The following is a 25503-nucleotide window of genomic DNA, read 5'->3' as shown; positions in this document are numbered from 1 at the left end:
TTAATTTTTTGGTATCGTTTTTGTGCAAAACTTGATAATTAAATAATTAAGCCGGCTTAGTCTTTTAATCATTCAAAATTATCAATTATGAAAAAGAATAATGAGAATTTCGTTTTATTGACCGGACTCATTGGAGGCGTAGCGGCTGGATTTTTGGCGGGAATACTTTTAGCTCCTGACTCTGGAAAGTCAACACGTGAAAAGTTAAGAAAAGGTTGTAATAATTGCAGAGAAGAATTTGAACGAGTAATTCACCAAATCAAAGATTTAACTTGTGATAAAAAGACCGAAAATGAAGCCCAAGAAGCAATTACAAAGCCCAAGAAGCAGAAGTCTACATCCACAACTAGAAAAGCAAAGCTGAAGAAATAATGATCAACAGAACTTCTCCAGCCTTTTTTCAATTAAATAAGGACTATGCTAAACTATCTGAAAAAATATGTGAATTATGGTATTGCCTATGCCAAACTCGAAATCACCGATTCGGTCAGTAATATGATTGGTGCAGGTGTATTCGGTATTCTGGCTGGAGTTTGCGGTCTGATGATTTTGTTCATGGGAAGTATTGCCGCGGCCTATTTACTCAGTGATTTACTTGAAACACCCGGCACAGGCTTTTTGATCGTGATGGTATTTTATGTGTTGTTGTTTGTGGTATTTATTCTGTTCAGAAAGAAAATTAAACTCTTATTTACCAACAATGTAGTGGAAGCCGCAATGGAAGCAATGGATGACCCTGAATCTGAAAATTATGAAAACTAAAGAAATCAACACGCTTGCACAATTGAGACAAGCCAAATCTGAGCTCAAAATGAAAATGAAGCGCAAAGACAATGATTTGCAAAACAATTTGATTTATTCGCTTGCCAATAAACTTTTCTCCGGAAAAAGCAAGGCTCCGAATTATGTTTCATCAGCTCTGGACAAGGGCACAAGAAACGCAATCCAGTTTCTGGCTCACACAACAAAAAGAAAACCGAGAATCAAAAGAGTCATCAAACCGGCTCTTATTGCTGCTTTGGCAATAGCCGTTCCCGTTTTGGCTACGAAAGCCGGCGGATTTTTAAAGGCAAAAGCTTAGTCTTTTATATGGAAAATATAGTGGGAAGCGCAGCAGGGATATTAACATCGGTGTCGATGATCCCGCAGTTAATCAAAGTTTTGAGAGAGAAAAATGTGGAAGATTTATCAGCCGGAATGCTCATCGTGCTGATTTCAGGCCTTTCACTTTGGGTTTGGTATGGAATTATGAAAGGCGAATGGCCCATTATTCTTTCCAATGCCTTTGCTGTATTGGTAAATCTTTGGTTGGGAATTTGTTTGATTTACTATAGAAAAAATAATTAACTTCAATTTTTCTCACTTAATTTACAAAATTTGAAATTTAAAATAAATAAGAGAAAACTACTGAAGTGGACCGGCATCACGCTGGGATCCTTGATTGTACTACTTATTTTATTGATTTTAAGTTTAAGAATTCCCGCGGTTCAAAATTACGTTAAAGACAAACTCATTGTCTATTTGGAAGATAAAATCCAAACCGATGTAAATCTCGAAAAAGTTTTTATTGCTTTTCCTAACCGTATCATTCTCGAAAATCTTCATTTACAGGGACAGGATGTCGATACTTTATTGGCAGTTCGTAGTTTTGATGTAGGATTGAATATGTGGAAACTGCTTGATTCTCAAGCCGATTTCACCTCGATTGATTTGAAAGGTATTCGCGCCAATGTCGTCCGGAATCCCGATGGAACTTTTAACTTCGATTATATTCTCGATGCTTTTGCCACCGAAGAAAAAGAAGAAGAATCCAAACCTTTTATCATTTCATTGGATAAAATAGAATTGCAGGATATCGGCATCAGTTTCATCGACAAACAATCGGCAAACGACATCAATGTTTTTTTTAATCATTTGAAAACCAGAGTAAAAACTTTCGATCTCGAAGAGAATTCCTATGCTTTGGACGAATTAAATCTCGACGGATTAAAACTGAAACTTCATCAGGATTTTGTGGAAGAAGTAGCGGTAAATGTCGAAGAAACTGTGGACTCGCTCAATCAGCAGAAACCGATGAGCATTGATTTGAACGCAATTAAATTCACCAATTTTGATGTGGATTATGGCGATGATAATTCCAAAACTTATGCAAAAGTTCTGTTCAAAGAATTAAGCGCCGAAATTGATAAACTCGATCTGCAAAATAATTCCTTCGAAATCGACAAAATTCTTTTGTCCGGAGCACGATTAAATGCCGATTTGTTTTTGTCTGAAACTTCAAATGAAGAAAATACAAAAGACAGCATTTCTTCTTCCGGCTCAACGCCTAAGTTGGTATTGAGAAAATTAGAGTTGAATGATGTCCAGGCGGTTTATAATAATACAGCGGTTGCACCGACTAATCAAGGAATGGATTTCAATCACCTTGATTTTTCAAATTTAAATCTGGAAGTCCGGGATTTTCAGATGGAAAATAATGAATTTATCGGGAGAATTGAGTCTGCCGAAATTCAGGAAAAAAGTGGTTTGAACATTCAGGAATTCCGAACGGATTTTGCTTATCAGTCTCAACAAGCCTTTTTGAAAAATCTTTACCTGCAAACGCCCAAAACCATTTTACGTGATGAAATTGTTTTGAATTATTCGTCCATCGAACAGTTAAGCGAGGATTTAGGAAACGTTGCGATTTCAGCCGATTTGTACAATTCCAAAATTGGATTTTCTGATATTCTCGCCCTCGCGCCCGATTTGAGAAATACAGCGCCATTCAATAAATATCCAAATGCTTCGCTCCATCTCGATGCCGAAATCAACGGAACTGTCAATGATTTATTGATCCAAAATCTGGAAGTTTCCGGATTGGATGATTTGAAACTTAAAGTTCGCGGGCGACTTCGCAATGCCACAAATCCTGAAAATATTTATTACGATTTAAACATTTCGGAACTTTCTTCTTCGGCCAAAACCATCTACAATCTCGTTCCGCCGAACACCATTCCGTCCAATATTAGTTTGCCTTCTTCTTTTACCCTTCGCGGAAAAGCCAAAGGAACCACTGAAATCATCGACGCCGATTTGAAACTCAATTCCACACTTGGAAATGCGGCCGTTTTGGCTAAGCTCGATATGAGCCGTGAGAACCGGGAAACTTATGATGTAAAAGCCAATTTACGCGATTTGCAAATCGGAAAAATCATTCAAAATCAAGAATTGGGAGCGATTTCGGCAGATATAACTGCAAAAGGCGAAAGCTTTGATTTTGCCCGTGCCAATGCGGATTTGTCGGGCGATGTTGCCTATGTGGATTACAATGGTTATCGCTACCAAAATATGGATCTGACCGGGAAAATTCGAAACGGAAATTACGATATCGAACTAATTTCCAAAGATCCGAATGCGGATTTGAGTTTGATTGCTTCGGGTGTTTTCAATGAAGAAAATCCGACGGTAAAATTAGACGGAACCATTACCAAATTGGATTTGAATAAACTCGGATTTTATGCCGAACCGATGATCCTTGCCGGAAATATTGAAGCGGATTTCACCAATTTAAATCCGGATGAATTGAATGGTTTTTTAAACCTCAGAAACTTTGCCATTTCCGATACAGAAGAAGTTTTTCCGATTCAGGATTTAAGTCTGAATGCGCTTTCCACCATAGATTCAACTAAAATTTCTTTGCAATCCCAAATCGCCGATTTGGAGCTGAACGGAAAGTACAAAATCACTCAGATTTTTGGTTCGCTTCAGCAGACGCTCAATCAATATTATCAGTTCCAGCCGGTCGCGGACACGGTGGTCATCGATCCCAATCAATATTTCACTTTGGATGCACGGATTAAAAACGACGATTTAATCCGGAAATTTGTGCCGGATTTGAAAAGTTTTGAAACCATTGTCATTAATGGAAATTATGACGCCGACAGTAGGAAACTTGAATTGAATGCAGAAATTCCCCAAGTTTCCTATGGCGAATATTTGGTCGAAAATGCGCGTGTCCAAATTCAAAATGAAAATCAGGCGCTTCAATATAATTTAAATGTCGCCGGATTGAACAGTGAAAGTTTTGCGCTTAACAAACTCAGTCTTTCAGGTGATGTGGCCGATAATGTCATTTCTTATAATCTGACTAAAAAGGACGAAAAAGAGGAGAATCAGTTTTTAATTGCGGGAACCGCGGAGTCTTTGGGCGAAATCACAGAAATTTCACTCCATCCCGATGGTTTAAAACTGGATTACAAAGATTGGACGGTTGCCGAAAATAACAAAATTCAAATTGGTCCGGATGGGATTTTTGCCGATAATTTCCGGATTTCAAATGAAGGAAATGAAATTCTCATTCAGTCCGAGTCGAATTCACGCAATAGTCCACTCAATATTGATTTTACCGATTTTGAAATTGCCAATATCACCGAAATCATTCGCAAAGATTCTTTGCTTGCAGAAGGTAGAATTAACGGAAATGTTCAGTTAAGAAATATTACTGAAAACCTGAGCTTCACTTCAGATTTGAACATCAGCGAACTGGGTGTTTTCGGAAATCCGGTGGGCGATCTGGCGGTAAAAGTGGACAATACGGTCGGGAATTTACTCAATGCAGATGTAGCGCTGAGCGGAAACGATAACGATGTGAAAATTCTGGGCGATTACAATATGGAGTCCGGAAGTTTTGATTTGGATATGGACATCAACCGTCTTCAGATGCAGAGTGTTCAGGGACTTTCAATGAACCAGATTACCGATACGGAAGGTTATCTTTCGGGCAATCTGAATATCACCGGGACGACCGAAGCACCAAGGATTTTGGGTGCGGTTCGTTTCAACGATGTCGGATTGCAAATTGCCCAAACCGGAAGTGATTTCAGAAATATCAATGATGAAATTGATTTTACAGGAAGAGGAATTGAATTTGATAATTTCAAAATCAACGACAGCGACGGAAATTCTCTGAATATCAACGGGCAGGTGCTTACACAGACTTATCGGGATTTTGCATTCAATCTGGATTTGACGGCCGATGATTTCAAAGTGGTGAATTCCGAGAAAAACAATGAAGCCATTATGTACGGCGTACTTTCCATTGATGCGGATTTGAGAATTCGAGGTAATCTGGACTTACCGATTGTCGATGGAAGTCTGGCGGTTTCAGACGATACTGATTTTACTTTTGTGTTGCCGCAGGAGTCGCCTTCCTTGCAGGAAAGAGAAGGAATTGTGGAGTTCATCGACAAAGACCAGCCGGTGCTTAATCAGACTTTGGTGGAGAATACTTTGAATTCCCAGACCAATTTCACTGGAATGGATGTGAATGTAAATATCGAAGTGAGTCGGGAGGCCAAAATGTCGATCATCATTGACAAAGCCAATGGAGATTTCGTGGAATTACAGGGCGAAGCGCAGTTGACAGGCGGAATTGATCCTTCGGGAAAAACGACTTTGGTGGGTGTTTATCAGGTCGAACAAGGTGGTTATGAACTTTCGGTGAGTATGCTGAAACGTAGATTTGACATTCAAAAAGGAAGTACGATTACCTGGAACGGCGAACCGACCGAAGCAACTTTGGACATCACAGCGATTTATAAAACCCAAGCACCGCCGATTGATTTGGTGGAACAACAAATGACCGGAAAATCCAATTCCGAAATGAACCAGTACAAGCAAAGAATTCCATTCAATACTTTACTTAAATTAAAAGGAGAATTACTCAAACCTGAAATCAGTTTTGACATTACGGTGGACGAAGAAAATGCAGGCGTTTCTTCGATGGTGATGGATGATACCAAACAAAAATTGCAACAACTCCGAAATGAAGAAGCCGAAATGAACAAACAGGTTTTTGCTTTGTTGTTACTGAACCGTTTTGTGGGTGAAAATCCTTTTGATAGCGGATCGGGACTTTCAGCTGAGTCGCTGGCACGGCAGAGTGTGAGTAAAATTCTTTCGCAACAATTGAATAATCTTACCGAAGATTTAATTGAAGGCGTGGATTTGAATTTTGATTTGGAGTCAACGGAAGATTATACTTCGGGACAAAAAAATACACGTACCGATTTGAATGTCGGCGTAAGCAAAAGATTGCTCAACGACCGTCTGAAAGTCTCGGTAGGAAGTAATTTCGGGATTGAAGGCGATGCACGTCAGAATGAGAATACGACCAATATTGCGGGTGACGTGACCATTGATTACAACCTATCCAAAGACGGAAGGTATATGTTGCGGGCGTATCGAAAAGATGAATACCAGGTCGCTTTGCAGGGGCAGATTGTAGAAACGGGCGTTGGATTTATCATTACATTGGATTACGACAAATTCCGTGAGATTTTTCAGAGAAGCAAGGAGAAAAAGAAAAACAGAAACAAAGAAGTAGAATTTAAATAATGGGGAAAATTCAAACATACATTCGTTCGTTATTGGTTTCGGGATTTGCCGTTTTGATTTCTTCTTGCAGCAATACCAAATACCTGAATGAAGGCGAAATGCTCTTTACCGGAGCTGAAGTGAAAATTGAAAACGACTCGCTTCCGCGAAAGGAAAGAAAGGAATTAAAAGAGCAATTGGAAGATAATCTTACGCCGAAACCGAATTCTTCTTTTTTAGGACTTCGTCCGAAATTATTGTTCTACAATATTACCAAAGAACCCGAAAAAGACAAGGGTTTACGTTATTGGATGAAATACCGATTGGGCGAAGAACCGGTTTTATTGCAGGATGTGGACCGTGATTTTAACCGGGAAATTTTGGTGAATTATTCGGAGAACAAAGGTTATTTCAATGCAAATGCTTCTTACGATACGATTTCAAAAAATAAAAAAGCCGAAATCATTTATACGGTCAATCCCGGACCGCGTTACCGACTGGGGTTGGTGGAATATGAAAAAGACTCAACGCTGATCAATGAAGAAATTCAAAATTTAACCGATAAATCTTTGCTCAAAACCGATGAACCATTTGATCTGGATGTCATCAAAGCGGAGCGGGAACGAATTGACCGAAATCTCAAAGAGCGTGGATTTTATTATTTCAGTCCGGAAAATATCATTGTTCAGGCCGATAGTACGGTTTCAAATGATCATAAAGTCGATGTAAATGTGAAGCTGAAAGACGATACGCCACAATTGGCCAAAGAGCAATTCACCATTGACAAAGTGATTGTATTTCCGAATTATAATATCGATGAAGTCAAACTAGGACGCTACGGAATTCCGGCTCATATCGATACGATTTCAGCCTATAAATACGAAGATATTTATGTGATGGATCACGATAACAAATTCAAACCCAAAATATTTGACCGCGCACTTTATTTCAAAACCGGTGATTTGTACAATCGTTCAGACCATAACCTGACCTTGAGCCGTTTGATCAATCTAGGTGTTTTCAAATTTGTGAAGAATGAATTTGTGGTTTCTGACTCGGCCAATCATAAGTTTGATGCCTATTATTTGTTGACGCCGAGGGAGTTGCAATCATTGCGTCTGGAAGCTTTGGGTCGTACGAATTCTGCGAATTATGCCGGAAGTGAATTGAACCTGAACTGGACACATCGGAATATTTTCCGTGGAGCCGAACAATTGAAAGTAGCGGTTTTTGGTGCTTTTGATGTGCAGATGGGCGGTCCGAAAGATGCGGCCAATATATTTCGTGCCGGAGCCAATGCGCAACTTTCCATTCCGAGGATAGTGGCGCCTTTCCGATTTCAATCGTCGAGTGCCTTTGTGCCGAGGACGAATATTTCCATCGGATATGAATTTATGAACCGAACGGAACTTTATACACTTAATAATTTTAATGCTTCTTTTGGTTATCTCTGGAAAGAAAATGAACGGAAAGAACACGATTTGAAAATCATAGATATTACCTATGTTTCGCCGGCCAATGTAACGGAAAAGTTCGACTCGATTTCGGAGAATAATCCCTTTATGCAAAGAATTGTAGAACCACAATTGATTTTCGGGCCGATTTATTCTTATACCTACACCAACACGATGTTGCCGAAAAAGAACACGATTTATTACAGAGGGCGACTGGATTTGGCAGGAAATCTGGCGGGATTAATTTCAGGCGGAAATGCGAAGGAAGGTAATCAGAAGGAAATATTTGGAGTTCCTTTCAGTCAATATGCGAAAATTGAAAACGACTTCCGATTTTATCATAAACTGGACGATAAAAATTCGATTGCGACGAGGTTAATTGCCGGAGTGGCTTATCCGTACGGAAATTCCGAACATATTCCCTTTTCCCGACAGTTTTTCATTGGGGGAAGCAATAGTATCCGTGCATTTCGGGCGCGGACTTTGGGACCGGGAAGTTTCGATCCGCGGACTTTGGACAATGCCTTCTTTTTTGATCAGTCGGGTGATGTGAAGTTGGAACTAAATGCAGAATACCGACTCAATCTTTTCAATTTTCTAAACCTTGCGGTCTTTGCCGATGCGGGAAATATCTGGTTGGTGAATGAAGATCCGGATCGTCCGGGAGGAAAGTTTTCCAAAGACTGGCTGGATGAAATCGCTGTTGGAGCAGGATTGGGATTAAGAATGGATTTTTCGATTTTAATACTTCGACTGGATTTAGCGATGCCGCTACGGGTGCCTTATTTTGAGAAAGGCGATCGATGGGCATTTGATAAAATTGATTTCAGCAGTAGTCAATGGCGAAGGGATAATCTGATTTTGAATATTGCGATTGGGTATCCTTTTTAGAGGGTAGAAGTTAGAAAGTAGAATTTAGAAAGTAGAAATTAGAGGGTAGAAAGTAGAATTTAGATTGTTGATTGAAAACTCAAACTCAAAGCACAAAGCTCAAAGCGAAAAACGCACAACTCAAACTGCAAATCGCAAAAAAAACTGCACTGAGATTCAATGCAGTTTTTCAAAAAGGAAACAAAACATAAACGAAAACATTTATTTTATTCACGAGAGTAGTCTCGCGTTTATTTCTTTACAATGATAAGCGATGATGATAAGCTTGATTATGACTGGGATCATAAAGTTTTTAAACCTCTAATTATTAGATGTTTAAGTTAAATATTAATCTTTTGTTAAAATAAAATTTTAAGATTCGGAAGGCTCATTTTTTGATTTGGAATTTAAAAATCAAAAATTATGGACTTGTATATTTTAAATTCAGACACCGAATATCCGGGATGTTATTTTGTAGTTGACAAGGAGGCTATGTCGGTCAAAACGACCATCGACCCGGAATTTGGGGTTGAAAGTGTGCCATTCAAACGAATTCACGAAAAAGAGGAAGAACAGATTCTGAATCTTTACAAAAAAGGTGGCGCTCCGGAATGGGAAATCAATTTTGGAGGAGAAAAGGATTTTTACATTGCACAACTACGCAAATGTGAACTTTTCTAAATGATTTCTTTATTATCGCCCGATAATAATAGCTTAAAGAAATAAGATAATAAAACAAGTTTCAGTTTTATATGTAATTATAAAACAGAGTTCGATTATAAAAACAAAGTCAAAATTAATAGAATTATTTGGATGCAAGGTGTATTTTCAAAGGGATAGCGAGCTATCACGTAAAAATACAACGTAGCAGACGGGTGCTTTTATTAAGAGTAAAAGAATAAATCGCTTTTATACAGTAATCTGTTTCGGTTTTTATTTCCACAATAGCTTTTTATTTATCTTAATATCAAATGTTCAAAAAAAAAATCTCACATCTCACTATTTAAAAGCGTTTTGACAAAGTTTGAATAACCGAACTCAGGTTATAAAATTTATCATCTTATTCGCTTAGTCTAAACCAAAATTTTATCGGGCTTTTTATTTTTTTTCTGCCGGCTTCTCTGATGAAAATTCAGGGCGATCGGAAGGTTATTCGTATAAATTAACAGCTGATTTGAGTTTATTTTTGATTTCATCGGCCAGAGATTTGGGTTCTATAACCTGAACAAATTCGCCGTGGTAAAGGATTTCGGTAATGAAGTCATAGGTTGGTACAAGTTTTAACTTTACGGTCATTTCGCCCTGTTTTGCATTTTTATCCTTCAAAATTTCCTGCGAACGGTGCAGGGGCATGGTTCGGATGTAATTTCCCTGGTTATGTGTGAATTTCAAGATGATTTCTTCGGATTTTTGTTCACCGTGTCCGATGATTCCGAAACAATCTTTGAAATGTTCTTTGGGCTGAATTTCCTGTGGATACTGAAATTTAATTTGGGTGAATTCAAGTGCGTAAAGGCGGTCGAGACCAAAGGTTCGGAATTCTTTTCGATGGAGGTCGTAAGCAAAAACATACCATCTTTTCCGGAATTCTTTCAAAAGATAAGGTTCCACAGTGCGCAATTCTGCGTCTTCTTCGTAAAACTTTTTGTATCGAAATTTGATTTGAATCCGGTTTTGAATGGCGTAAATAAGTCCGCTTAGAAATTCGGTTCCATCGGGTTTTCGGGTATCGAACTGAATGAATTCAGAAATGGACTGATTGAGGTTGAGTACCTGAAAAATATCGAGTGCTTCAAACATCCTTTCGCTGTATTCATCCTGATGATCTTCGGTGATTTTATAAACTTTTCGGGAACGATCAAAATCGATTGCAATTCCATACAATGCATCAATTTCTTTTAGATCTCGCTGAAAGGTACGTTTGGAAATCTGGAAATTCATTTCGTGAAGTTCGGATTCGGATTCGAGTTTTTCCTGAATTTCTTCGAAAGACGAAGGTTTGGATCTCAGTTTCTGGATGATGATGCGGTGGCGGGCTAGTGTTTCTTGTTTGGACATAGGGTTTTGTTTTTTTAAGTTCAGAGTTCTTGTCAAATCTAAGGAATTGGAGCGACGAAATATGTCGTTTCAGTTTGAAATATTGTCCAAAGATTTATTTCTTAAAAATCAGTTTGTTCATCCAATCGATTTCTTCCTGATTGATGGAATGTCCAAAATTTTCATAGACTTTCAGGGTGACTTCGGCATTCATTTCTTTGAGCATTTTTTCGGTGGCATAAACCCTTTCGATGGGAACGTGAAAATCGGGATCGCTTGTTCCGATGAAAACCGGAGTTTCTTGGAAATCTCCTTTGTAATTAGATGAATTTATATCTTCGCCAATGAGTCCACCGATGATCGCTGCTGCGCCACCGTATTTCTGCGCATTCCGGCTGATGTATTCCAAAAGCAAACAAGCGCCTTGGGAAAACCCAAAGAAATAAATATTTTCGGATTTGATTCCCGCATCTATAGCGACCAGAACGGTTTCTCCGATGTTTTCCAAAGCCGAACTCAGCCAGGGTTCATTGGCATCGACGGGCGCCATAAAAGAATGCGGATACCAAGTATTATTTGTGGCTTGAGGAGCGAGGATGGCAAATCCGTCCAGGTTCAGATATTGGGAAATACCGATGATATCTTCTGAATTGCTGCCTCGTCCGTGGATCATAATCAGGGCTTTTTCGGCGGTATTAAGTTCCGCTCCGGCAGTTTTTATGTTGAGAATATGTTTCATTTTTTAATTTAAATCGGGTAATAAACTTTCAATTTGCGTTCTTGCGGGTTCGTATTGTTTTGGGAGTTTTAATGAATTCCCCAATTCTTCCAAGGGTTCATCGACTGTAAATCCGGGGTTATCGGTGGCGATTTCAAAAAGGACTCCGCCCGGCTCACGGAAATAAAGCGAATAGAAATAATCGCGGTCAATTTTGGTTGTGATATTCAATCCGGCCGAAAGGATTTTCTCACGAAAATCCATCAGAACATCGTCATTCTTCACCCGGAAAGCAATGTGGTGATTGGTCCCGGCGGAATTGATACCACGTCCGGCAGTCGGATCTTCGAGAATATCAATCAGATTGGAAGTTTCGATGGCATCGGTAGCAAAACGGTATCGGTTTCCGTCCTGCTGCTGAAGTTCGTATCCAAAAAGGTCTGTGAGCACTTTGGAAGTTGCATCGGCATTGTTCAGCGTAAGAGTTGTGGTGTAAAAGCCTTTGGTGGCAACATCCGAAGAGATTTCCCCGGTGGTCCAAACTTTGCGGTTGTCGGGGTTTTTCGGTTCCACGAATTCCAATTCCAGTCCGTCCGAATCCTGAAAGGAAATCATTTTTTCGCCCAGTATGTTTCCTTCTTTGTAGTCGATGTTGAAAGCTTTCAATCGGTTTTTCCAGAATTCAAGCGCTCCTTGTGGGACTGAATAAGCGATATGTGTTGCCATTCCGGCTCCGTTTCGTCCGGGATGGATTCCTTCCCAGGGAAAGAAAGTCAGAAGGGTTCCGGGTTCGCCGCCTTCGTTTCCGAAATAGAAATGATAGGTTTTTGGATCGTCGAAATTCACGGTTTTTTTGACGAGTCGCTGTCCTAAAATCCGGGTATAAAAATCGAGGTTTCTTTTTGCATTTCCCGCAATAGCGGTGATATGGTGTAATCCTAATATTTTGTTTTCCATGATGATATGTTTTATTACAAAGTTAGGGGATAGGGGTGAGGTGTGTGTTGATGTAGATTAAGAAATCTTCCGTCCGTAATTCGAAGCCCGAAGTTCGAAGCTCGTGACTCGAAATACATTCTAGAAGAATACAATATACATTTTACAGCATAAAAAAGCCCGCTGATGGCGCAGATTGACGCTGGTTTTTAGGTGCATAATAATTATGATGAAGAATATATGTATTGTTCTTCGTGTGCTTTGTGTCAGCCTTTGTATTCTTGGTGGTTAAAACAAATTTATTTCTAACCACAAGGGATGCTAAGAAGGCACAAGGAACACAGAGAAAGCACAAGGATTTTTACCATTAAGGAATTAAGGTTGTTAAGAGGGAAAGTTCGAAAAAAATACATTATAGATTTCTGCAATATACATTTTACAATTCCCAAAAACATTATTCTTAATTTCGGGATTTATTTAGCTATGTTGAATTTCCTTCCGAAGAATTATAAAACCATTATCCGACTGGCTTTTCCGATTATTCTGGCCAATGCTTCGGCGCCTTTGTTGGGGCTTGCCGATACCGCTGCCATCGGACAAACGGGCGATGCCATCGATTTGGGTGGTGTGGCTTTGGCGACTTTGGTTTTCAGTTTTGTGTATTGGGGTTTTGGTTTTTTGCGAATGGGAACCACGGGATTCATTGCGCAGGCAAGCGGAGCGAAAGATCATCAGGAAGTGCTCACCGTGCTTTATCGTTCGGTACTTTTGGGATTGAGCATCGGAATTTTGCTGATTCTTTTGCAGTCGTTCATCTTGAAATTGGCAACGGTTTGGATGAGTGCGAGTGATGAGGTAATTGCTTTGGTGGGCGAATATTTCCGGATTCGAATTTGGGGTGCGCCTGCGACTTTGATTAGCTATGCTTTGTTGGGCGGATTCATCGGATTGGGAAAAACCAAAGAACTTCTCTGGGTGCAATTATTGCTCAACGGCGTGAACATCGGTCTGAATGTCCTTTTTGTGGTGGGTTTTCAAATGGGCATCCAAGGAATTGCGACCGGAACGATCATCGCAGAATACATCGCTTTGTTTTTTGCCTGGTACCTGCTGAGCAATCGACTGGAAATTCGCCGACCTGTTCAAGAAATTAAGCAATTATGGAATGTTATTTTGGAACGAACCAAAGTCCTGGCTTTGTTCAAGGTAAATGGCGATATTATGATTCGGACTTTTGCGCTTTTGGCGGGATTTGCTTGGTTTGCCGATCAAGGGGCACAGTTTGGCGACAGCATTTTGGCAGCCAATCATGTATTGCTTCAGTTCGTTTCGCTATCGGCTTTCTTTCTGGACGGATATGCCTATGTGATGGAGATGCTGAGCGGAAAAACCATTGGTGAGAAAAATCTAAAGGAATTTAAATTTCAGTTAAAAGATTCCACCATTATTGCCGGAGTGACAGCTTTTCTTTTGGGATTTTTCTTTTATGCGCTCGGGCCTTATTTTATTCCGCTTTTAAGCCAGGACGGGGAGGTTCAGGCCATCGCTAAGGGACATTTGCTATTTGCGGGAATTTATATTCTGTTTTCCTTTGTGGCTTTTCAGTTGGATGGTGTGTTCATCGGGGCGACCCAAAGCCGTGAAATGCGGAATGCTTCGATTATTTCTCTAATTCTCTTTGTAGGAGCAAGTTTTATCCTGACGGACGATTTCGGGAACCGCGGTTTGTGGCTCTCGTTTATTTTCTATGTCATCGTGAGAGGAATTAGTCTGGGGCTTTATTTTCCGAAATTGATTCGGGTGAAGTTTCCAAAACTTATTAATTGAACCCATAAGATGGAAAATAAAAAAACCTGTCAAGTTTTGATTTTTGACAGGTAATTGAATTATAAATTCTGAATTAGTTAATTATCACTTTTTTGGTTGTAAAGCCTGATTCAGTTTGAATCTGAACGAGATAAAATCCTGGCTGAAGTCCGCGAACGTTTATTGTTGTGTTTGTGTTAGCGACTTTTTGTGAAGAAACAACCTGACCATTTGAACTGATCAACTGAATTCCTAAAATTTTCTCACCATTATGGGTTTTGATGTTTAAAATCTCTTTGGCCGGATTGGGATAGACATCCATCGAAAGGGCATTGGCAGGTGAGTCTATGACCGACATTTCACCAGAAGAGAAGAACAGCGTTATGTTGGGCGTGTACCAAACATTGTAACCTGACGGCGGATTCATAGCATCGTAGGGTTCCTGTGCTCCGTCGATCATTCTCGAATAAATCGGTTCTTCATGGTAAGTGCTGATGAAAGTTGACCACAAAATCTGTTCGGAATAAGTCTTGTTTGAATATACAACCAGATTTCCACCGGTATATTCGTAAGGCGTATCAAGCTGAATGTAATGTGAATTTAAACCTTTTCTAAAATCCATCAGTCCGTCATATACCAATGTGAAAGAAGCAGGATTTACCCAATCATTTGATAAGTCTGTCTGATCTGTTTCGGCCAGATAAATCTGAACCGGAACATCCTGAATATCTTCATCGAACTGGCTATTGTATTGGATTCCCGTTAGGGCTGCTGATTCTTCTACCTGACCGATGTCCTGAGATAAATAAAGCGTTTGGGATAAGCTATTCAAATTGAAAAAGTTATAAGGAATGGCATGTTGTAAAGGATAAGAGCCACTTCCGATCTGAACGTTCTCAGTATCCTGCGCCAAAACATTTACCAAAAGGTTGTTGGAATCGTTATTTTCCGAATTCTGGTCTTGTGCCAATTCAACAGTTGCATAGATGGTGTGAGCTCCCATATCGGATGCATCTGGTGTCCAGGGAAAAATATAAAATTTCTTTTCAGTAAAATTGATTTCCTCTCCGGGTAAAGAAGCAAGTTCCTCACCTTCCTGGTTTTTAAGTTTCACCGTATAATTGGTTTGAGTAAGTTTTCCGCCATTTTGAACTTCGGCGACGAAAGTCGTTTCAATTCCGGCATTTGGAGTGGTATTTCCCATGATATTGGAAATCAATAAATCATTGTCCATCGCTGATTCCACTATAAGATCATCAATTGCCCAACCGTTGATTCCCATATTATTGCCTTCGAAACGGAAAGCAATTTGCATTTCGGTAGCGCCGTCTGGAGCTGTGATGTAATAGGTAAATTCGTCTTGTGGAATGTTCAATAATCCCAGTAATTGTTCCCATAGTGGTTGCCAGGTGGTTCCACCGTCAAAAGTCACGTCCATCCCAATGGTTTCGCCCCAATCGCCGGCGTAATTGATCAAATATTGTTTGTATTTTACCAATAATTGGCTATGTCCTTCCAAGGCGATGACCGGAGAAATCAGGCGGCTGAGTCCAGCTTGCATTCCATATCCCATATACAATTCAGGAGCGGTTCCACCGGAAATTTGGGAATTGTTGATCGACCACTCAGGTGGTTGTTCCGCGTCGATTGTCCAATTGGTAGGCAGTGGACCTGGCGTATAATCGAAATTCTCTGTGAAAAGAATTTCTTGAGCTTGGACCATCCCTTGGAACAGAAAAAGTGCCGGAATAATTTTCAAAAAAGTAATAAATCGTTTCATGTGAATTTTTTTAGATATTCTAATTACAAATTAACTTTAGAATAAGAAACCTTGCAATTGGGGATTGCTGCTAATTTTTGAATTAATCCATTAAGTGCTACCACTTAATTTTAATTTGGCGCCCTAGAATGGAGCGCGGAATTCATTATTAAGTTTCATATTTGTAAGGATTTTTTAATAAATGAAAGAGACCCAACATAAAAATAAGAATACGGTGCGGAAGTTTTTATTTCTAAGTTTCCTTTCCGTTGGGTTTGTCTTTTTATTGAATTCCTGCGATTCAAGGAATCAAAAAGCAGATGCTGAAGTGGATGAAAGGTACCAGCAAGATTTTGAAGAAATTTATAAACTGATTTATGAAGATCCTGCTTTGGCCAGAGAAAAATCCCGTGAAATTCTGGACGGCCTTGTAGCAGAAGATAAAAAGCCACGAATCAAATCCTTGAAATACATCGGCTCGTCCTATGCGTTGGAAACGAAATATCCGGAAGCGATAAAATATTACAATGAAGCTCTGGGCCTCGCCGAGGAAATTGAGGATCATTTTGAAATGGGTAATCTCAACAATAATCTGGGGACGATATACAATGAATTCGGGAATTATAATTCGGCCTATATTTATTTTATCACAGCATTGGACCAATATGATTTGGCAGGAAATAAAGAAAAAAGAAGCGGAACTTTGAATAATATAGGTTTGACTTATCTTAATTTGGGGAATTTCGAAAAAGCCCTTAGTTATTTTGAGCAGGCGCTGGAAACAATGGAAATCCGGGATCCGATTATGCGTTCTACTATTCTGAATAATATAGCCATCTGCAAGGTCAATTTGAAAGAGATAAAGGAAGCAATGGAAATTTTGGATCGTTCCATTGAGCTTTCAGAACAAGCCAATAATCAGTATGGGCTTTGTATTTCTTATCAGATCAAAGGGAATTTTTTGCTGGCTGAAGAAAAAAAAGAAGAAGCATTTATTGCCTATCAGAAAAGTTTACAGATTGCAGAAAACGCCGATTTGTTTCACCAGACAGCCATTTCCAAAACAGGCATTGCGCGTGTTTTGCTGAATCAGAATAAATCAGACGAAGCTTTGAAAATAGCGGAAGAAGTAATGAAAATGGCCGATGAAAAGAATAGTCTGGTACTTCAAACCGATGCGCACCGGTTGCTGGCCAGCATTTATCAGACTAAAGGAAAGTTTGAAAAAAGCCTTCTTCATTTTCAGAAACATATAGAAGTTAAAGAAGAACTGAACAATAATTCTGTTGTCAATCAGATTTACGATGTAGAGCTTAATCATCTGAATCAGCTTAATAAAATGCAGCAATTGGAGCTTGATAAAAAGGAGCTCGCCATTCGTAATAAAAATAATCTGTTGTTTTTTGTTTCGTCGTTATTTCTGCTTGGTTTGGCCGGACTTTATCTTGCGTATCGAAATCATCGCAACAAACAAAAAGTCAAACTGCAATCCACGATTCTGGAATTAACCAAAAAGAAATCAAATGCAGCGATGGAAGCCGAAATTGTGGAAAGAAAACGAATCGGTCGCGAGCTTCACGATAGTTTGGGGTATCTTCTTTCACTTGCCGGTCTCAATGCCAGTGTTTTGCAAAAGCGAAAGGATATTTCGGAAGAAAAGAAAGCCGAATTGCTGAATTCGCTGATGGAAAGCATTGACGATGCTTTTGAAGAGGTTCGGAATATATCTCATAATCTCGCTCCGTCCTTGCTTTCTGAACAAGGTCTGAAAGGTGCGCTAAAAAGTATCGCGGATCGGGTCAACCAAAGCAATAAGCTCAAGATGAGTTTTGAAACATTCGGATTGAATCAAAAACCGGATGGATTGACCGAAAATGTGCTGTACAGAACCATTCAGGAAATTGTAAATAATACCATCAAACATGCCGAAGCCGGCGAATTGTTTATTCAGATTGCTCAAGATACCAACCAGATTACCCTTTTGGCAGAAGATAATGGAAAAGGATTTGATGTCAACCAATTGAAAACGGGTTCCAGCTTTGGTTTGTCCCATATAAAGTCCTGGGTTGAAAACCTGAATGGAAACATTCACATAGATTCCAAAACGGGGAGAGGAACCATCATCAGTATTTTAATTCCAAAAGAGAAAACAGCATAATATGTCCAAAGAACAGATAAAAGTTTTAATTGTTGACGATCACCAACTTATGATTGAAGGTCTGAGGTCTTTGCTTGAAGATGAAGAAGGTATTGGTTCTGTTGCAGGCGCCAATTCGATGGAAGAAACCCTGACGTTTTTGGAAAAAAATCAGGTGGATGTAGTCCTGATGGATATCAATATGCCGGAAGTTTCGGGAATTGAAATCACCCAAAAAATCGGGGAAAATTATCCGGCTACCAAAGTGATTGCGTTGACGATGCATGATGATATTTCCATCATCACCCGAATGATCAAAGCCGGAGCCTCTGGTTATGTATTGAAGAAAACCAATATGAATGAGGTGATCGATGCGTTGAAGATTGTTCATGCCGGAGGAAAATATTTGAGTATGACCACGCAGAACATCATTATGGATAATCTCATGAGCCCCGACGAATTGATGGATGGCAAGGAAGAAAACAAACCAGTTTTATCGGCCCGAGAATTAGAAGTGCTTAAACTCATTGCAAAAGAATACAGCAATGAAAAAATCGGGGAAAAACTATTCATCAGCGAAAGAACGGTGGAAGCACATCGCCGGAATATTTTTATTAAAACCAAGACAAAATCCATCGTGGGGCTGATGAAATATGCCATAAAAGAGGGTTTGATTCCGATTCATCCGGAGAAGTGATGAAGTGTTGGGTGTTGAGTGCTGGGGGCTTGTAATCAATAATAGTATGCTTTGAGAAAGTTTAATTTGTCGGAGTTTTCATACACTATTCATACTTTATCTATGCTTTATGGGTACATTATCTATACGTGAAATTTCCCGGTTGTTGTCAATTGGTTTTATTCTGCTTAAATCTTAGCCGCTACCCCTTCCGGAAATCTTTTCCAAAATCGTATGTATCGGTATCGGGCTTCAAAGGTTCGTCTTGATAGGTTCCTTCTAATTTTATCACCAAGGCAATTATTCCCAGATCCTCCATTATTTTAAGTTCTTTTACCTCGAAATCCAAGCTGTTTATTTTCAGATTGCCGCTGCGGTAGGTTTCCAAATTTTTTTCATTGGTCAGGATTTCCCCACCAGGAGCGATGAAATGCAAGTCTTCATATAAGAGGGTGTCTAATTCTTCAAAGTCGCTGTTTTTCTGGTCCGCTGGGGGAAGTGGATTTTAATATTGTACGGTATTACCAATGAAAAAAAAGATTTTGATTGCGATAAAGGAGAGAATTAGGGGTTTATTGCAAATTAGACTTAATATAGTTCTTAATTGAAAATTTGGTTCTAACAACACAAAAATGTAAGTTTTTCATCACATAAAGGGTTGCAAACAAACCCCTATCGCAATTCGCAATCAGAACGGATTTTGTGAAAGGTTTAACAAAACCTTTCGGGAGGATGTATTGAATGCTTATTGGTTTAATATATCGAACAGGCAATAACCATCGCCCAAGACTGGATGGAGGATTACAATCATAATCACCCACATTCAAGTTTAGCTGATTGTTCACCTATCGAATTTAAATTAAAAAGAAGTGCGTAATTTGTTTAGTTTTGAATTGTTGGAAAAATGGGGGACTTACAGATAAAGGGACAACAACCAAGAAATTCCTTAAGAAGTAATTTTAAAAAAAATATTCTTTCTATAAAAAAGACTGTCTTCGGGCAGTCTTTTTGTTTTATATGGACACTCGAAGTTGGAGAGGCAGTTGAAGAATAAATTTCATTAAACAATTTAGAACGACATATTTTGACCGTATAAATTCTTTACTTTGGCTTCAACTACGAAAATTTAACTTATGAGAACTTTGTCCAAATCTAAATTTATTTCGGGAGTACAATGCCCCAAAAAGTTATGGCTTGAATGGTATCGTCCGGAATTGAAGCCGCCACTTGACGCTGCCACAGAGAAATTATTTGCTACGGGTCATGAAATCGGAAAGCTTGCTTGGTTGAAATTTCCCAATGGAAAAGATGCTACGCCTGCTGATTATAAAAATTTGTCGGTATCCTTGGGGAATACTAAAATTTGGTTGGAGCAAGGAGTTGAGACCATTTATGAAGCGAGTTTTTCAGCAGGAAACGCATTTTGTATGTTGGATATACTTCATCGAAACCAAGGGGAACTTTGGGCCATCGAGGTTAAAAACAGCACATCCGTTAAAGATTATCACCTGATGGATGCTTCTTTGCAATATTGGGTGATGAATGAAGCCGGGTTTGCGCCCGATCGCTTTTTTCTGATGCACATCAATAATCAATACATTCGAAAGGGCGAAATCACTTCGGATTTGTTTACTTTGACTGAGATAACCGATGAAGTGATTGGAAATCAAGATTTTGTCGGTGATAAACTAAAAGAATTAGGGCAATTGAGTTTAATGGAAACCGAACCCGAAGTTTCCATCGGGCTGCATTGTTCCAATCCTTTTGGATGTGATTTTCAGCATTATTGTTGGGCTCATGTTCCGGAAAATTCGGTTTTTGAATTGACCCGAATGGGTGCCAAAGCTTGGGATTTATTTAACCAAGGAATTCAGCGAATGGAAGAGATCCCGGAGGATTATCCTCTGTCGGATTCCCAAGTTCTTCAGTTAAGAGGATTGAAGTTCAATGAAACTTATTGCGATGCTCCGGCTATTCGAAACTTTCTGAACGCATGGGAATGTCCTTTGCATTTCTTTGATTTCGAAACGATTATGCCGGCTATTCCTGTTTTGGACGGTACTCGACCTTATCAGCAAGTTCCCTTTCAATATTCCCTTCATGTTTTGGATGAAAATCAAAATCGAGAACATTTTGAATTTTTGGCTTCGCCCGAAGCATTTTCCGGAGGAAATCCCCGTAAAAACCTAATCGAAGAATTGAAAAAAGATTTCCGAAATGTGGGAAGCATTGTGACTTATAACAAAAGTTTTGAGGTCAGTCGATTGAGGGAATTGGCAGAAGCATTTCCGGAAGATGCTGAATTTTTGCAGGGATTGATTGAAAGGATTGTGGATTTGTATGATGTTTTCCGAAACCGTTGGTTTTATCATCCGGCAATGAAAAATTCGGCTTCCATCAAATCGGTTTTGCCGGCTTTGTTTCCCAACTTTTCTTACGGAGATTTGAACATCAGCGATGGGATGACGGCGAGTGATTCCTATTTGGGCGCTGTTCAAAATTGCGAAGCTTTGGATTTGGAATTGAAAAATAATTTACTGAAATATTGTGAATTGGATACCTATGCCATGGTTTTGATTTATGGTTTTTTGAAGGATTTGGATGGGACAAATGACGAAAGAAAATGAAAAGTTTTTGAATTAATTTTAAAACAATCAACTAAATAATAAAATTATGATCATCGAACATTGCGGCATAGCGGTCGATTTTTCCCGTGTGAAAGCCATTCGCAGAGAGTTTGCCTCGCCGGGCGGCTACTTAGTTTTTGAACTGGACAATCTCATCCATCTTCACCACAACGAAGAAACCGGTAAATTGGAAATCCATTCTTTGCCCAACGAACCCATCAAACATTATTTCGATACATCCGACGGATTGCGTGCTTATTATGACGAATGGGTGGGGATTTGGGAGGAATATTTGGAGGAAGAAAATTAAGGTTTTAGGACAAAAAATTAATATGTTTGACAAACAATTTTTGAATTACAATGGCTATAAAAAAATCCGAATTATACAGCTCGCTTTGGGCTTCATGTGACGAACTACGGGGCGGAATGGACGCCTCTCAATATAAAGATTATGTACTGACGATGCTCTTCGTGAAGTACATTTCCGACAAATACAAAAACGATCCCTTTGGTGCGATTACAGTACCCCAAGGCGCTACCTTTGACGATATGGTGGCATTGATCGGGAATCCGGAGATTGGTGATAAAATCAACAAGGAAATCCTCAATCCGATTAAAGAAGCCAATAAACTCAACGAATTTCCGGACTTTAACGATGAAACCAAATTAGGAAAGGGCAAAGATTTGGTGGATACGGTATCCAACTTGGTACGCATCTTCAACGATGACGCCCTGGATTTCTCGGCTAATTCTGCGGAAGGTGATGATATTCTAGGCGATGCATATGAATATTTGATGCGTCACTTTGCTACCGAATCGGGTAAATCGAAAGGGCAATTCTATACGCCTGCGGAGGTTTCGCGTGTGTTGGCCAAAGTCATTGGCATCAGTCCAAAGAATGCGACCAACCAAACCACGGCTTATGACCCGACCTGTGGCTCGGGATCGCTGTTGCTGAAAGTGGCCAACGAATCAGGCAAAGACATTACCCTCTACGGACAAGAAAAAGAAACGACTACGGCCAACTTGGCGCGGATGAATATGATCTTGCACAATAGTCCGACTGCGGAGATTGTAGCCGATAATACCCTGACGCGTCCTGCCTACAAAGAAGCCGATGGAAGTCTCAAACGCTTCGATTATGTCGTGGCCAATCCGCCGTTTTCCCTGAAAAACTGGAGCAATGGCGTGAATACGGATAACGACGAATTCAACCGTTTTAGTTTGGGCGTTCCGCCAGAGAAAAATGGGGATTATGCCTTTTTACTGCACATCATTGCTTCGCTCAAAACGACTGGTAAAGCCGCCGTGGTATTGCCGCATGGCGTATTGTTCCGTGGGAATGCCGAAGGCGAAATCCGTAAAAACATCTTGAAAAAAGGCTACATCAAAGGCATTATTGGTTTGCCGGCCAACTTGTTTTATGGCACGGGCATTCCGGCTTGTATCATTGTGCTGGATAAGGAATATGCCGAGCACCGCAAAGGCATTTTTATGATCGATGCGAGCAAGGGCTTTGTGAAAGACGGCAACAAAAACCGTTTGCGTGAGCAAGATATCCGCAAAATCACCGATGTGTTTACCGCTGAGTTGGAAATCCCGAAGTACAGCCGTATGGTGTCGATGACCGAAATTGCCGACCCAAAGAATGATTACAACTTAAATATCCCACGCTATATTGATACTCAAGAAGCGGAAGATATTCAGAATATAGAAGCGCATTTGAAAGGAGGCATTCCGAGTGCGGATATTGATGCTTTGGAAAATTACTGGAAAGTGTTCCCCGGTTTAAAAAAGGACTTGTTTCGCAAGGTGCGGGAAGGCTTTTTTGAATTAACCGTACCGACGAACGAACTGAAAACGGCGATTTATTCGCATGCTGAATTTGTGGCGTTTAATGAAAAAGTAAACGGTACTTTTCAGGATTGGCTGAAGCTGGAAATGGAAAAATGGAAGGCCTTGCAGCAAGATGCCGATACGCAAACCGTCATTGCCGAAGCCAGCCAAGGGCTGATGGAAGCATTTAAAAACAATGCGCTGATCGATGCTTATGATCTGTACCAGCACTTGATGACCTATTGGAACGAAACCATGCAGGACGATGTGTACAGCATTCGGCTGGACGGTTGGAAAGCCGGAAACGAATACCAGCGTTTGGTGATCAAAGGCAAGACCGATAAAAATGGGAAAACCAAAGGCGATAAAGAAGTCCCCGGTTTGGCAGGAATTGAAGGGCGAATGATTACGCCTGAGTTGTTGATTGAGGTGTGTTTTCAGGATATGCAGGAAGCAATACGTGCCGAAGAAGCAACGATAGAAACGGCGCAGGCACGCATGGCCGAGATAGAAGAAGAGCAAAGCAACGAAGAAGGTCTGTTTGCGGATTTGGAAAAAGTGAATGCTACGGAAGTGAATAAACTACTAAAGCAATATGACACTTCGAGAACCTCAGTGTCCGGAAGCTCAGAGGCTAAGGTGGCTGAGGCACTCGAAGCCACAAATACTAAAGCCATTCTAAAAGACTATATCGCCCAAGCCGACAGCATCAAGAAAGCCAATGCCGAGATCAAGAAATTAAATGCCGAATTGGAACAAGCTGTATTGGCGAAATACCCAAGTCTCAGCGAAACCGAAATCAAAACCTTGGTTTTAGAACATAAATGGCAAGCTTATTTGCAAAATGCCTTGACCCAAGAGCAAGAACGCATCAGCCAAAACCTGACCCAACGCATCAAAGAATTGGCAGAACGCTATGCGACCACTTTAGCCGCATTGGACGCCGAGGCACTCGAAGCCTCAGAAAAAGTAAAGGCTCACCTTGAAAAAATGGGATGGATATGGTAAAACAAGGCTATAAACAAACCGAAATCGGTGTGATTCCGGAGGATTGGGAGGTTGTAAGAATAGGTGACAGTTTTACTTTTAAAAATGGATTAAATAAAGAAAAGCAATACTTCGGTTATGGTTTTCCGATCGTAAATTATATGGATGTATTTAAAAATACATTTATAAATAGTAAAACAATAAAAGGTAGAGTTTTTGTTAACAAACAAGAATTAAAAAATTTCAACGTAAACAAAGGTGATGTTTTATTTACTAGAACATCTGAAACTCAAGAAGAAATTGGATATTCAGCCGTAATAGTTGATGAATTAATTGATACAGTATTCAGTGGATTTATCCTTAGAGGTAGACCATTCAATGATTTATTTTCAATTCAATATTGTCGTTATGTCTTTTCTAATAAGGTTGTACGTCAGCAAATTATTTCTAATGCCTCATTTACAACAAGAGCATTAACTAATGGCAGAGTTTTGTCAGAAGTTCAAATCCCTCTTCCTCCTCTCCCCGAGCAAGAAGCGATAGCGGAAGCATTGTCGGATGCCGATGCGTGGATCGAAAGTTTAGAACAACTCATCGCCAAAAAACGCCTCATCAAACAAGGCGCAATGCAAGAATTGTTGACGCCGCCTTCGCCAAGCTCAGGCAACGCGGACGGTGAGGCTCTCGAACCGTGGGAAGTGAAGAAGTTGGGGGAGGTTATTGAAAAATGTACTACTGGAAAATTAGATGCAAACGCTATGGTAGAAAACGGTGATTATAGATTTTATACCTGCGCAAGAGAATTCTATTATATAAATGAATACGCATTTGATGATGAAGCACTATTGATTTCTGGTAACGGTGCTAATGTAGGATATATACATTATTATAAAGGAAAATTTAATGCATATCAAAGAACTTATGTATTATTAGGTTTCAAGATAAATGCATTATTTCTGAAAGTTATTTTAGATAAAAATTTGAAAGATAGGATTGCCAAAGAAGTAAGTGCAGGGAATACTCCATATATAAAAATGGATACTATCACTGATATGGTGATTAAATTCCCTAAATCCCTTTCCGAGCAAACCCGCATTGCTGCGATTTTATCGGATATGGATGCGGAGCTGGAGGCTTTAGAACAACAATTGGACAAAGCCCGTCAAATCAAACAAGGGATGATGCAGGAGTTGTTGACGGGGCGGGTGCGACTCTGTGCCCCAATGAATAAACAACCTCAGGATGTTGTGCCATGACCTTATAATTCTTTTCATTAAATACCACTAAAACTTAAAACACAACC

General features: G+C 39.8%; 20 protein-coding genes and 1 pseudogene. 16 read left to right on the top strand and 5 right to left on the bottom strand.

The features are described from left to right. Window positions 1-87 precede the first annotated feature (87 nt). From WBF63_RS00740 to WBF63_RS00710, 7 genes are all read left to right on the top strand, one after another. Entirely contained in the window at window positions 88-372 is a 285-nt protein-coding gene (locus tag WBF63_RS00740) for a YtxH domain-containing protein (protein WP_424367769.1), read from the top strand. 45 nt (window positions 373-417) lie between these two features. Then, entirely contained in the window at window positions 418-762 is a 345-nt protein-coding gene (locus WBF63_RS00735; protein ID WP_424367768.1) for a phage holin family protein, read from the top strand. Further along, window positions 752-1081, top strand: a complete 330-nt coding sequence (locus WBF63_RS00730; protein ID WP_424367767.1) for a hypothetical protein — start codon at window positions 752-754, stop codon at window positions 1079-1081. Before WBF63_RS00735 ends, WBF63_RS00730 begins: the two co-directional genes overlap by 11 nt. 8 nt (window positions 1082-1089) lie before the next feature. Continuing rightward, the gene (locus WBF63_RS00725; RefSeq protein ID WP_424367766.1) at window positions 1090-1347 is read left to right on the top strand and encodes a SemiSWEET transporter; all 258 of its coding nucleotides are present in this window, start codon (window positions 1090-1092) and stop codon (window positions 1345-1347) included. A gap of 30 nt (window positions 1348-1377) precedes the next feature. After that, window positions 1378-6378: a translocation/assembly module TamB domain-containing protein gene (locus WBF63_RS00720; protein WP_424367765.1), complete on the top strand. Its 5001-nt coding sequence runs from the start codon at window positions 1378-1380 to the stop codon at window positions 6376-6378. Next, on the top strand, window positions 6378-8702 hold the full coding sequence (locus WBF63_RS00715; protein ID WP_424367764.1) for a BamA/TamA family outer membrane protein: 2325 nt from the start codon (window positions 6378-6380) through the stop codon (window positions 8700-8702). The genes WBF63_RS00720 and WBF63_RS00715 overlap by 1 nt, the downstream gene beginning before the upstream one ends. A 402-nt stretch (window positions 8703-9104) precedes the next feature. Then, window positions 9105-9362: a hypothetical protein gene (locus WBF63_RS00710; RefSeq protein ID WP_424367763.1), complete on the top strand. Its 258-nt coding sequence runs from the start codon at window positions 9105-9107 to the stop codon at window positions 9360-9362. A 468-nt stretch (window positions 9363-9830) separates the two neighbouring features. Here WBF63_RS00710 and WBF63_RS00705 read toward each other — a convergent pair whose 3' ends face one another. The 3 genes from WBF63_RS00705 to WBF63_RS00695 form a co-directional block, all read right to left on the bottom strand. Beyond that, a complete protein-coding gene (locus tag WBF63_RS00705; RefSeq protein ID WP_424367762.1) occupies window positions 9831-10739 on the bottom strand; it encodes a helix-turn-helix transcriptional regulator in 909 nt (302 codons plus the stop codon). A 94-nt stretch (window positions 10740-10833) separates the two neighbouring features. After that, a complete protein-coding gene (locus WBF63_RS00700; RefSeq protein WP_424367761.1) occupies window positions 10834-11457 on the bottom strand; it encodes an alpha/beta hydrolase in 624 nt (207 codons plus the stop codon). 3 nt (window positions 11458-11460) lie between these two features. Next, on the bottom strand, window positions 11461-12393 hold the full coding sequence (locus tag WBF63_RS00695) for a ring-cleaving dioxygenase (protein ID WP_424367760.1): 933 nt from the start codon (window positions 12391-12393) through the stop codon (window positions 11461-11463). 462 nt (window positions 12394-12855) lie between these two features. Between WBF63_RS00695 and WBF63_RS00690 the strand changes: the two genes are divergently transcribed. Next, the gene (locus tag WBF63_RS00690; RefSeq protein ID WP_424367759.1) at window positions 12856-14199 is read left to right on the top strand and encodes an MATE family efflux transporter; all 1344 of its coding nucleotides are present in this window, start codon (window positions 12856-12858) and stop codon (window positions 14197-14199) included. A gap of 73 nt (window positions 14200-14272) precedes the next feature. Here the strand turns inward: WBF63_RS00690 and WBF63_RS00685 are convergent, their stop codons facing one another. Further along, entirely contained in the window at window positions 14273-15958 is a 1686-nt protein-coding gene (locus WBF63_RS00685; protein WP_424367758.1) for a T9SS type A sorting domain-containing protein, read from the bottom strand. Between the two features lie 181 nt (window positions 15959-16139). On the opposite strand from WBF63_RS00685, the gene WBF63_RS00680 reads away from it, so the two are divergent. Both WBF63_RS00680 and WBF63_RS00675 read left to right on the top strand, forming a co-directional pair. Then, window positions 16140-18095, top strand: coding sequence for a tetratricopeptide repeat-containing sensor histidine kinase (locus tag WBF63_RS00680; RefSeq protein WP_424367757.1), 1956 nt, complete (start codon window positions 16140-16142; stop codon window positions 18093-18095). Window position 18096: 1 nt separating this feature from the next. Continuing rightward, the gene (locus tag WBF63_RS00675; protein ID WP_424367756.1) at window positions 18097-18771 is read left to right on the top strand and encodes a response regulator; all 675 of its coding nucleotides are present in this window, start codon (window positions 18097-18099) and stop codon (window positions 18769-18771) included. Window positions 18772-18952: 181 nt separating this feature from the next. Here the strand turns inward: WBF63_RS00675 and WBF63_RS00670 are convergent. Next, window positions 18953-19222: pseudogene (locus WBF63_RS00670) on the bottom strand (nuclear transport factor 2 family protein); the annotation flags it as partial. A gap of 178 nt (window positions 19223-19400) precedes the next feature. Between WBF63_RS00670 and WBF63_RS00665 the strand changes: the two are divergent. From WBF63_RS00665 to WBF63_RS00640, 6 genes are all read left to right on the top strand, one after another. Beyond that, window positions 19401-19526: an integrase core domain-containing protein gene (locus WBF63_RS00665; protein WP_424367931.1), complete on the top strand. Its 126-nt coding sequence runs from the start codon at window positions 19401-19403 to the stop codon at window positions 19524-19526. A 17-nt stretch (window positions 19527-19543) separates the two neighbouring features. Continuing rightward, complete coding sequence (locus WBF63_RS00660) at window positions 19544-19627, top strand: hypothetical protein (protein WP_424367930.1); 84 nt, start codon at window positions 19544-19546, stop codon at window positions 19625-19627. Window positions 19628-19883: 256 nt separating this feature from the next. Then, entirely contained in the window at window positions 19884-21377 is a 1494-nt protein-coding gene (locus WBF63_RS00655) for a DUF2779 domain-containing protein (RefSeq protein WP_424367755.1), read from the top strand. A 46-nt stretch (window positions 21378-21423) separates the two neighbouring features. Then, window positions 21424-21687, top strand: a complete 264-nt coding sequence (locus tag WBF63_RS00650; RefSeq protein WP_424367754.1) for a hypothetical protein — start codon at window positions 21424-21426, stop codon at window positions 21685-21687. Between the two features lie 50 nt (window positions 21688-21737). Next, entirely contained in the window at window positions 21738-24221 is a 2484-nt protein-coding gene (locus WBF63_RS00645; protein WP_424367753.1) for a type I restriction-modification system subunit M, read from the top strand. Beyond that, window positions 24215-25456 (top strand): restriction endonuclease subunit S, encoded by a 1242-nt coding sequence (locus WBF63_RS00640; protein ID WP_424367752.1) that lies wholly within the window; start codon window positions 24215-24217, stop codon window positions 25454-25456. Before WBF63_RS00645 ends, WBF63_RS00640 begins: the two co-directional genes overlap by 7 nt. Window positions 25457-25503: the final 47 nt, after the last annotated feature.

Source organism: Moheibacter sp. (assembly GCF_049672845.1).
Classification (GTDB): domain Bacteria; phylum Bacteroidota; class Bacteroidia; order Flavobacteriales; family Weeksellaceae; genus Moheibacter.
The sequence above is the reverse complement of the archived record's forward strand: the minus strand, read 5'-3'. Positions and strand labels throughout refer to the sequence as shown.